Source organism: Diaphorobacter sp. LR2014-1, assembly GCF_002916785.1.
GTDB lineage: Bacteria > Pseudomonadota > Gammaproteobacteria > Burkholderiales > Burkholderiaceae_C > Diaphorobacter > Diaphorobacter nitroreducens.
This window is the reverse complement of record NZ_MTBE01000060.1, coordinates 1-10,164: the sequence shown is the minus strand read 5'-3', so window position 1 is coordinate 10,164 and position 10,164 is coordinate 1. Positions and strand designations below refer to the sequence as shown.

At 63.5% G+C, this 10,164-nt stretch carries 10 protein-coding genes; 8 read left to right on the top strand and 2 right to left on the bottom strand.

What is annotated here, in order from left to right; genetic code table 11:
• Positions 1 to 98 precede the first annotated feature (98 nt).
• The 3 genes from BV908_RS21155 to BV908_RS21145 are packed head-to-tail and all read left to right on the top strand — an operon-like array spanning position 99 to position 1,691.
• Entirely contained in the window at positions 99 to 335 is a 237-nt protein-coding gene (locus BV908_RS21155) for a DUF4160 domain-containing protein (RefSeq protein WP_103738567.1), read from the top strand.
• The gene (locus BV908_RS21150; protein WP_103739147.1) at positions 316 to 585 is read left to right on the top strand and encodes a DUF2442 domain-containing protein; all 270 of its coding nucleotides are present in this window, start codon (positions 316 to 318) and stop codon (positions 583 to 585) included. The genes BV908_RS21155 and BV908_RS21150 overlap by 20 nt, the downstream gene beginning before the upstream one ends.
• A complete protein-coding gene (locus BV908_RS21145; protein WP_103739146.1) occupies positions 582 to 1,691 on the top strand; it encodes a transposase in 1,110 nt (369 codons plus the stop codon). The genes BV908_RS21150 and BV908_RS21145 overlap by 4 nt, the downstream gene beginning before the upstream one ends.
• A gap of 71 nt (positions 1,692 to 1,762) precedes the next feature.
• Here the strand turns inward: BV908_RS21145 and BV908_RS22555 are convergent, their stop codons facing one another.
• A complete protein-coding gene (locus tag BV908_RS22555) occupies positions 1,763 to 1,903 on the bottom strand; it encodes a hypothetical protein (RefSeq protein ID WP_172751421.1) in 141 nt (46 codons plus the stop codon).
• Positions 1,904 to 2,003: 100 nt separating this feature from the next.
• Here BV908_RS22555 and BV908_RS21140 point away from each other — a divergent pair, with 100 nt between their 5' ends.
• Genes BV908_RS21140 through BV908_RS21120 form a run of 5 tightly spaced genes read left to right on the top strand, consistent with a single transcriptional unit; the run spans position 2,004 to position 8,837 of the window.
• A complete protein-coding gene (locus BV908_RS21140; protein ID WP_103739145.1) occupies positions 2,004 to 2,624 on the top strand; it encodes a hypothetical protein in 621 nt (206 codons plus the stop codon).
• Complete coding sequence (locus tag BV908_RS21135; RefSeq protein ID WP_103739144.1) at positions 2,621 to 4,384, top strand: type I secretion system permease/ATPase; 1,764 nt, start codon at positions 2,621 to 2,623, stop codon at positions 4,382 to 4,384. Before BV908_RS21140 ends, BV908_RS21135 begins: the two co-directional genes overlap by 4 nt.
• A 37-nt stretch (positions 4,385 to 4,421) precedes the next feature.
• A complete protein-coding gene (locus BV908_RS21130) occupies positions 4,422 to 6,146 on the top strand; it encodes a type I secretion system permease/ATPase (protein ID WP_103739143.1) in 1,725 nt (574 codons plus the stop codon).
• A 55-nt stretch (positions 6,147 to 6,201) separates the two neighbouring features.
• Positions 6,202 to 7,569 carry an HlyD family type I secretion periplasmic adaptor subunit gene (locus BV908_RS21125; RefSeq protein ID WP_103739142.1) on the top strand — a complete coding sequence of 456 codons (1,368 nt, stop codon included), beginning with the start codon at positions 6,202 to 6,204 and terminating at the stop codon, positions 7,567 to 7,569.
• A gap of 2 nt (positions 7,570 to 7,571) precedes the next feature.
• Complete coding sequence (locus tag BV908_RS21120; RefSeq protein WP_246867570.1) at positions 7,572 to 8,837, top strand: TolC family outer membrane protein; 1,266 nt, start codon at positions 7,572 to 7,574, stop codon at positions 8,835 to 8,837.
• 2 nt (positions 8,838 to 8,839) lie between these two features.
• Here BV908_RS21120 and BV908_RS21115 read toward each other — a convergent pair whose 3' ends face one another.
• The gene (locus BV908_RS21115; protein ID WP_047350851.1) at positions 8,840 to 10,111 is read right to left on the bottom strand and encodes an IS256 family transposase; all 1,272 of its coding nucleotides are present in this window, start codon (positions 10,109 to 10,111) and stop codon (positions 8,840 to 8,842) included.
• Positions 10,112 to 10,164: the final 53 nt, after the last annotated feature.

The window sequence follows — 10,164 nt, the reverse complement described above, 5'->3', positions numbered from 1 at the left end:
AATACAAAGGACACCCACTTTAGTTGCCTCAATCCGTAGCACTGCCTACACTGAGGCCGCATGCCCCGCCCCCGCTAAGCCTGCTGGCCAAACAACATATGCCAACAATTTTGAGAGTGGATGGATTTCGGTTCTATTTTTATAGCCACGAGCCGAACGAGCCGCCCCATGTGCATATCGACAAGGATGCAGCGACCGCCAAAGTGTGGTTACATGATGCGGCGGTTGCACGCAGCATGGGTTTCTCTGCACAAGATTTAAGCAAAATTCAACGGATGGTGAAAATTCACCAATCTTCTTTAAAGGAGGCATGGAATGCATTCTTTGGCACCTGAAACAGACGTGCGCGCAATGCATGTGGTCGTAGAAGATGCGCGTTTGGTGGTCGATTTGATGGACGGGCGCACGATTGCGGTGCCGTTGGTCTGGTACCCCAGATTGGCCAACGCCACGCCCCAGCAACGCAGCCATTGGGAGCTGGCTGGTGGGGGCTATGGCATCCATTGGCCTGATATTGACGAAGATTTGAGCACCGAGGGGCTGCTGCGCGGCGCCAGGGCGCCTCAGGTGGGCTTGAAGCCATGACCCGCCCACGTTCTAGCCTGATTTCGCTGGCCGACACGCCCTGGTACCACGTCGTCAACCGCTGCGTGCGCCGCGCATTTTTGTGCGGACATGATGCCGCCACGGGCGGCAACTTTGACCACCGCCGGGGCTGGATAGAAACGCGCATCCGCGAGCTGGCCTCGGTCTTCACCATCGACGTGGCGGCCTATGCGGTGATGAGCAACCACTACCACGCCGTGCTGCGGGTGGACGCTGCCCGCGCCGAGGCCCTGGGCGACGATGAGGTGCTGCGCCGCTGGACGCAGCTGTTCACCGGTCCGGTGCTGGTGCAGCGCCACTTGGGCGGCGTGCCGCTGGGCGAGGCGGAGCGCCTGAAAGTGCGCGAGTTTGCTGCGCTGTACCGGCAGCGGCTGGCCGATGTGTCGTGGTTCATGCGCGTGCTCAACGAAACCATTGCCCGCCAGGCCAATGCCGAGGACGGCTGTACCGGGCGCTTTTGGGAAGGGCGCTTCAAAAGCCAGGCGCTGCTGGACGAGCAGGCCCTGCTGGCCGCCATGGCCTATGTGGACCTCAACCCCATTCGCGCCGGCATGACCGAAAGCCTGCAGGACAGTGCCCACACCTCCATTGCCGCGCGCCTGGCCGAGCTGCTGGGCCAAGCTTTTGTGCCCGTGCGGGCACCTGTGGCAGCGACCGCACTGCCTGCCTTGCCCCAGACTGCGGATGAAACGGCACCCACGCCAAGCCCGCAATGGCCCAGCCTGCGATCAGAAGAAGAGCTATCAGCGCTGCCCGAGGCACCGTTGATGCCATTTGACCCCACCAGCCGCTTTGCGCAGGCGGTGCCGTTTGGCCTGGAGGAATACCTGGACCTGGTCGACACCATGGGTCGCGTCGTGCACCCGGCCAAGCGCGGCGCCATTCCCGCCGGCACGCCGCCCCTGTTGGGCCGCCTGGGCATGGATGCCGAAGCCTTCATTGCCGCGGCCGACCATTTCTTCAAGGACTTTGCCAGCGCCGTGGGCACGCCCGCCAAGCTGATCGAGCTGGCCGCCCACCGACAGCAGCGCTGCCTGCGTGGCCTGGCTGCGGCCAAGAGGGTGTTCGAAGCCAAAGCCGCGTAAGGCAGGCGCTACTGCCGTCACTCTGCGCACGGGACGTCGCGCGGCGTGGTAGGGGTGTGCCCAGCCCCCATCTAGCGAACGCAAACAGCTATTAAATAAATAGCAAAAAGCAGGTGCTCAACCAGCGCATTCATTAATGCGAGCTTGAGCGCGGTGGTGTCGAAGTCTTGGCGATCAAGCCGATCCAGAATCGCCAGCGCCAGCGTCGCCACACGCCGCCAAGGCGGGTTTCGGCATCAAAGGCGGCGATGGTAAAAATTCATTCTTATATGAATTTCATATAAGACTTGCTGCTACACTCCGCGCCACACCATGGATTCCATTCTTCGCATTCCCCTGAACGCTTCGCCCGAGCAGGCGCAGCGCTTGCAGGATTTGCAGCGCGGCTTTGCACAGCTGTGCAACGCGCTGGCGCCGCTGGTGCAGTCCACGCGGGTGTGGAACCGGGTGGCCTTGCACCATTTGGCCTACCGGCAGTTGCGCGAGCAGTTTCCGGCCATGGGCTCGCAGATGGTGTGCAATGCCATTTACTCTGTGTCTCGCACCTGCCGCATGGTGTTTCAGCACCCGGGCAGTCCGCTGCATCTGGACAAGCTGGGCGCCAAGCCTTTGCCGCTGCTGCGGTTTGCCGATACCTGCCCGGTGTACTTTGACCGCCATACCCTGAGCCTGAAGTCGGGGCAGCTGTCCATGTTCACGCTGGACGGGCGCATGCGCTTTCAGTTGTCGCTCGACGCCCAGGTGCAGGCGCGCTTTCATGCGCAAAAGCTGCGCGAGATTGTGCTGTCGTGCACGCCGGCGGGCGGGTACGAGCTGTCTTTTGTGCTGGTGGACCAGGCCCAGCCTGGCGATGCGCCCGCGGTTGAGGGGGCGGTGGCGCCCCCGCAGGCGGGCGAGCTTCCTGAATATGTGATGGTTGACGAAGCCGTATGAACCCCAATCAAGCCCCTTCCGAGCTGCGCCAGGCCGTCATGGCCTTGCGCCCGTTTTTTGTACGCGCCGCATGGTTCAGCGTGTTTGCCAGTTTGCTGGTGCTGGCGCCTTCGGGCTACATGCTGGAGGTGTACGAGCGCGTGGTCAACAGCCGCAACCACCTTACGCTGTGGTGGCTGACGGTGCTGGTGATTGGCGCGTTTGTGCTGCTGGAGGTTCTGGAGTGGGCGCGCAGCGAGGTAATGCGCGCGGCCGGCGATGCGCTGGACCGCAAGTTGCACACGCGGGTGTTTGATGCAATTTTTGAGGCCAATGTGCGCCGCGTGCCGGGTGGCACGGTGCAGCCCATGCAAGACTTCAAAAAGGTGTGCGACTTCATGCATTCGCCGGCGCTGCTGGCCATCATGGAGGCGCCGATTGCCCTGGTGATGATGGTGCTGCTGTTCCTGATCAGTCCGGTGCTGGGCTGGACGGCGGTGGCCTTCGGCGTGTTGCAGGTGGGAGTAACGTGGCTCAACGAGCGCAGCACCAAGCCGCCGTTGATGGAGGCCAACCGCACGGCCATCGCGGCGCAGCAGTATGCCGACGGCACGCTGCGCAATGCCGAGGTGATCGAGGCCATGGGCATGCTGCGCAATACGCACCGCCGCTGGATTGCCAAGCAGCAGGAGTTTTTGCAGCTGCAGGCCCAGGCGTCAGAGAGCGCAGGCGGTTTTCAGGCGCTGAGCAAATTGCTGCAAAACGTGCTGAGCTCGATGTTGCTGGGCTTGGCCTGCTGGCTGATGCTGTACAACGAGCTGCGCGGTGGCGGCGGCATGATGATCGTCAGCTCCATCCTGGGCGGGCGCATGCTGGCCCCGCTGGTGCAGATCGTCACGCAGTGGCAAACAGTGGTCAACGCGCGCGATGCCTGGAACCGGCTGGACGCGCTGCTGGCCGCCGTGCCGGTCAAGCCGCCCGCCATGCCTTTGCCGCCCCCGCGTGGCAGCGTGCAGGTGGAGCAACTGGTGGCCGGGGCGCCCGGCAGCAATACGCCCATCCTGCGCGGCATTGGGTTTGCGCTCAAGCCGGGCGATGTGCTGGCCGTGGTGGGGCCTTCGGCATCGGGCAAGACAACACTGGCGCGCGCCCTGGTGGGCTTGTGGCCTGCCAGCGTAGGCAAGGTACGTTTGGACGGGGTGGATGTGCACGCCTGGAACAAAGACGAGCTGGGGCCGCACGTGGGCTATCTGCCCCAGGGCGTGGAGTTGTTTGAGGGCACGGTGGCCGAGAACATTGCGCGCTTTGGTGAGGTGGACAGGCCCAAGGTAGAGGCGGCGGCGCGGGCCGTGGGCCTGCATGAGTTGATCAGCGAGCTGCCGCAGGGCTATGACACGCTGGTGGGGCCGGGCGGTGCGCGGCTGTCTGGCGGCCAGCGCCAGCGTGTGGGGCTGGCGCGTGCGCTGTACGGTGACCCAGTGTATGTGGTGCTTGACGAGCCCAACTCCAGCCTGGACGAAGAGGGCGACGCCGCCCTGGCGGCCGCGCTGAAGCAGGCTAGCGCCCGCGGCGCCACCGTGGTGGTGATCACCCACCGCACCAGCGTGCTGGGTGTGGCCAATTTGCTGCTGGTGCTGCGCGATGGTCAGCAGCAGGCTTTTGGCCCGCGCGACGAAGTGCTGGCGGCGCTGAATCAGGCGGCCCGGCAGGCGGCGCAGGCAACGCCGGCCGGTGGTGCGGCGCCCAGGGCATCTTTGCAGAACGCGCAGGCGCCTGCTTGACCGGCCACCGTAGAAAAAAGACGACATGAGTCCAACGATGACGAACCCTGGTTTCTTTGACCGCAGTGAGCTGACGCGCGCGCTGTGGGCGTTTCGCCGTGAGTTTTTGGTGGTGGGCGCTTTCAGCATGGTGGCCAATGTGCTGCTGCTGACGCCCACGCTGTACATGCTGCAGGTGTTTGACCGTGTGCTGCTCAGCCACAGCGAGCTGACGCTGCTGATGCTGTCGTTGATTACGCTGTTTTTGTTTTTGGTGGGCGCTTTTTCGGAGTGGATGCGCTCGCGCGTGCTGGTGCGTGCCGGCATGCGGCTGGACAACATGCTCAGCACCCGCGTGTTCAATGCCAGTTTTGAGAGCAACCTGAAGCAGTCCGAGGGCAGCACGGCCAAGGCGTTCGGCGATTTGGTGCAGTTGCGGCAGTTTTTGACGGGCAATGGCATTTTTGCGTTGTTCGATGCTCCCTGGTCACCCATTTACCTGGCCGTGGTGTTCTTTTTGCACCCCATGCTGGGCTATCTGGCGATCTTTTTCGCGCTGGTTCAGGCTGCGTTGGTGTGGTTTGGCCATCGCCAGACGGTGGCTCCGGCGGGGCAGGCGCAGGCTGCAGGCTCTGAGGAGGCTTTGTTTTTGCAAGCCAAGCTGCGCAATGTGGAGGTGCTGGCGCCCATGGGCATCGTGCAGAACGTGCGCGCACGCTGGCAGGCACGGCATGCACAGGCCCAGCGGCTGCAGGGGCGGGCCCAGGCGGTGACGCACCGCATTACCGCATGGAGCAAGTTCATTCGCTATTCGCAGCAGTCTCTGGCGCTGGGTGCAGGGGCCTTGCTGGTGATTGACGGTCAGTTGTCGCCGGGTGCAATGATTGCCGCCAACGTGCTGATGACGCGCACGCTGGCGCCCATCGACCTGCTGGTCAATACGTGGCGAGGTTTCATCAATGCGCGCTCGGCATTCGAGCGGCTGGAAAGTTTGCTGGGCGACAACCCCGAGCGTGATCCCGCCTTGACCCGCGTGCCTCCGCAGGGCGCCTTGTTGCTGCGCGACGTGGTGGCGGTGGCACCGGGGCGCGCCGAGCCGATCTTGAAAGGCGTCAATGTGCAGGCGCAGCCAGGAACCGTGACGGTGGTGCTGGGGCCTTCGGGGTCCGGCAAGTCCACGCTGGCGCGCTGCATGGTGGGCATCTGGCCGCACATGGTGGGCGAGGTGCTGCTGGATGAGCGCCCAATCGCGGGCTGGAACCGCTACGAGCTGGGCCCGCATATCGGTTACCTGCCGCAGGACATCGAGCTGTTTGAGGGCTCGATTGCCGAGAACATCGCGCGGTTTGGCGAGATTGATGCGCAAAAGGTCATCGAGGCGGCCACCAATGCGGGCTTGCACGACATGATTTTGCGGTTCCCCAAGGGCTACGACACCTCGATTGGCGAGGCCGGTGGGCTGCTCTCTGGCGGGCAGCGCCAGCGCATCGGCTTGGCGCGTGCCATCTACGGCAACCCTGCATTGGTGGTGCTGGACGAGCCCAATGCCAATCTGGACGATGTGGGCGAAGCGGCCCTGGTTCGTGCGGTGCAGGTGCTCAAGGCGCGCGGCAGCACAGTGGTGCTGGTGACGCATCGGCCGGGCATCTTGGCGGTTGCCGATCGTCTGGTGATTCTCAAAAACGGCACGGTCCAGGCAGACGGGCCGCGTGACGCGGTACTGGCCGCGCTGCGCAATGCCCAGGCGGCCCCGGCTGCCACGGCGGCTTCAGTGGTGGCTTGAACCTGGTTTATCCAGTGCTTCTGGCTGCCTACTCTCTTTTTGGTTGAGTTGTGACATGGCTGAATCTTCAAATCTTGCAAGTAAAAAATCCCCGCAGGCATCCGACGTGAATGAGATCGCATCGCCCGGTGATATGGATGAATCCGACCTGGGGCGCGCGGGCCGCTGGGGGCTGTGGGCTCTGGGCATTGGCTTTGGCGGCTTCTTGCTGTGGGCTTCTCTGGCGCCTTTGGACGAGGGTGTGCCGGGGCAAGGCACGGTGGCCCTGGACACCAAGCGCAAGGCAGTGCAGCACCTGAGCGGCGGTATCGTGCAAGAGGTCTTGGTGCGCGAGGGCGACGAGGTGCAGGAAAACCAGATCCTGATCAAGCTGGACGCGGCTGTGGCGCGTGCCAATTACGAGTCAGCGCGTCAAAGCTATCTGGGTTTGCTGGCCATGCAGGGGCGCCTGCAGGCAGAGCAGCTGAGTAAGTCCAGCATAAGCTGGCATCCTGACTTGAAGGAAGCGTCGTCAGACCCGCTGATACAGCAGCAGATCCTGAACCAGGAGCAGCTGTTCAATACCCGCCGGCTGTTGCTGCGCTCAGACTTGCAGTCGATCGAAGAGAACATCCAGGGGCAGGAAGGGCTTTTGCAGTCTTACGCCAGCATGCTGGGCAATCGCCAGAGTCAGCTGGGGCTGTTGAATGACGAGCTGGGGCATTTGCGCGGCTTGGTCAAGGAGGGTTATGCCCCACGCAATCGTCAGCTGGAGCTGGAGCGCATGGTGGCGGACACCAGCGCGTCGATTGCCGACCTGCAGGGCAACACGCTGCGTGCGCGCAGCGCGATATCAGAACTGCGCCAGCGGGCGATTTCGCGCCAGCAGGAGTACCGCAAGGAGGTGGAGACGCAGCTGGCCGATGTGAGCCGCCAGGTGCTGGCGGATGGCGAGAAATACCGCTCCGTGAGCAATGATCTGGAGCGCACCGAGATCCGCTCACCCGCGGCGGGCCAGGTGGTGGGCTTGGCTGTGCAGACGGTGGGCGGCGTGGTGCAGCCGGGCCAGAAGCTGATGGATGTGGTGCCCAAGGGCGCGCCGCTGATGCTGGAGGCGCATGTGGCACCTCACATGATCGATCGCGTGAAGGCGGGCATGCCGGTGGATGTGCGCTTCTCATCGTTTGCCAATGCGCCCCAGCTGGTGGTGCAGGGCGAGGTGGATTCGGTGTCGGGAGACTTGCTGACAGAGCCCCAGACCAACATGACCTACTACCTGGCGCGTGTGCGGGTGACGGGCGAGGGGCTCAAAGGCCTGGGCGGGCGCCAGCTGCACCCTGGCATGCCGGTGGAGGTGATCTTCAAGGGCGGTGAACGCACGATGCTGACCTATTTGCTGCACCCGCTGACCAAGCGTCTGGCAGCATCCATGACCGAGGAGTGAACATGCGCCGTTTGCAATCCATCAGCGCGCAGGCCAAGCAGGCGCGCATGAGTCTGGCCCGAGCGTGCACCGCCATAGTGGCGGCCCTGTTGCTGGCGCCAGCCTGGGCGCTGGACTTGCGCCAGGCCTATGAGGCGGCCGAAAAAAACGATGCCAGCATCCGTGCCTCGCGTGCGGCGGCTGATGCCACCCGCGAGAAGCTGCCCCAGGCCCAGGCGCAGCGCTTGCCCAATGTGGCTTTCAGCGCGGGATTCAACCGCAACAACTTGAAGACCAGCACGACAGGCTTGGCCGGGCCGGTGTCTTTTACCAACAGCTACAGCAGCAATAACCAGGTGCTGCAGCTGCGTCAGCCTATTTACCGCCCCTATGTAAGCGCGCTGGTCGATCAGGCCAAGGCATTGGTGGACGATGCCAATGCCACGCTGGAGCGTGACGAGCAAAGCCTGGTGGTGCGGGTGTCGGAGGCGTACTTTGATGCGTTGCTGTCGCGCGCCCAATTGAGTTTGATCGCCGCGCAAAAGGCGGCTTATGAAACGCAGCTTGTCGCAGCGGAGAAGGGCTTCAAGGGCGGCACTGGTGTGCGCACGGACATTGACGAGGCCAAGGCGCGCGTGGATATGTCCTTGGCGCAGGAGCTGGAAGTGCAGCAGAACGTGGATTTCACGCGCCGACGGCTGGCGGCGCTGGTGGGCCAACCGGTTGATGTGCTGGCTGACCTGGATGCAGACCGTTTTCAGCCTGCGCTGCCAGTGCCTGACCGGGTGGAGGATTGGATTGCCCAGGCCGAAGATGCCAGCCCGCAGTTGCGCGCGCTGCGCGCTCAGCTGGAAGCAGCCCGCATGGAGATCGAAAAGGCATCGGCTGGTCATAAACCCACCCTGGATGCGGTGGCAGGCTTGTCGCGCCAGGACAGTGACTCCGTGACCAGCGTGAACAATGTCTATAACCAGAAGTTCATCGGCCTGCAGTTGAATGTGCCGTTGTACTCTGGTGGCCAGGTCAGCTCGGTGGTTCGCCAGGCTGTGGCGGAGAGCGAGCGCGCGCGTGAGGCGCTGGAGGCCGCACGACTGGATCTGAGCATCCGCGTGCATGAACAGTACCGCGCCATGACCGAAGGCGTGTTGCGCATTGCCGCGCTGGAGCAGGCGGTGCGCTCGGCGCGGCAGGTAGTGCAGTCCAGCCGCATGTCTTTTACGGCGGGAGTGTCAGGATTTCTGTGTGTGAGGCTGTTGAATCCGTCACTCAATCGTGAGGCGGCTTGGTGATCTTACTGGCCCGATCTGGTAAATCGGTCCTCGTAGAGGATCGCAAATTGGTTCATCGCTGATTTCCAGTGGTTGGCCGCCCGCCCCCAGTCCGCGGTGATGTTGCGCAGCGCCAGCCAGATCAGCTTGGTGGCCGCCTCGTCGCTGGGGAAGTGGCCGCGCGTTTTGATGATCTTGCGCAGCCGTGCGTTCACGCTCTCGATGGCGTTGGTGGTGTAGATCACGCGCCGCACCTCGGGCGGGAAGGCGAAGAACGGGATGACCTTGTCCCAGGCCCGGCGCCAGGCGCTGACCACGGTCGGGAACCGCTGCCCCCAGGGGCCGGCCGCAAACGCATCCAACTCGGCCTCGGCCGCCTCGGCGCTCACCGCGGTGTAGATGGGTTTGATGGCTGCGGCCAGCGCCTTGCGGTCTTTCCATGACGCAAAGTCCAGGCCACCCCGGATCAGGTGCACGATGCAGGTCTGCAGCGTCGTCGCCGGGAACACTGCGCCCAGCGCCTCTGGCATGCCCTTGAGGCCGTCGGTGACGGCAATCAGGATGTCCTGCACCCCGCGCGTCTTCAGATCGTTGAAGACCTTCATCCAGAACTTCGCCCCCTCGGTGTTCTCGATCCAGATTCCCAGGATGTCGCGCGAGCCGTCAGGCAGTACGCCCAGCGCCAGGTAGACGGCCTTGGAGCGCACCACCGCATCCTCGCGAATCTTGACCCGCAGCGCATCGAAGAACACCACCGGGTACATCGCCTCCAGCGGCCGTGTCTGCCAGGCCGTGACCTCGCCCATCACCTCATCGGTGACACGGCTGATGAGCTCGGGCGAGACGTCCACCGAGTACATCTCAGCCAGGAAACCCTGGATCTCGCGCACCGTCATGCCGCGTGCGTACATGGCGATGATCTTGTCGTCGAAACCCGTAAAGCGCCGCTCGTGCTTGCCAATGAGCTGCGGCTCGAAGCTGCCTTCGCGATCGCGTGGGACATCGATGCGCAGCGCCCCCACATCGGTCAGTACGGTCTTGGTGCTCTTGCCGTTGCGGTGGTTGGCTGATCCGCCTGTGGGCTTGGCTTGGCCGGGCGCATAGCCTAGGTGATGACTCATCTCGGCGCCCAGCGCCCGCTCAAGAATTGACTTCTTGAACTGATCGAACAGCCCTTGGACTTGGCCCGGCGTCATGGGCCCGGTCACCAACTGGTCAAGCAGCTCGGCCGGGATGTGAAATTGCGGCTGTGCCGCCTGGTCCGCCAAAGCGGTGGGTTTGGTCTTGCGTGGCATTCATGCTCCTTGTCGACATGCTATGCCTCACACACAAAATTTCTGACAAGCTC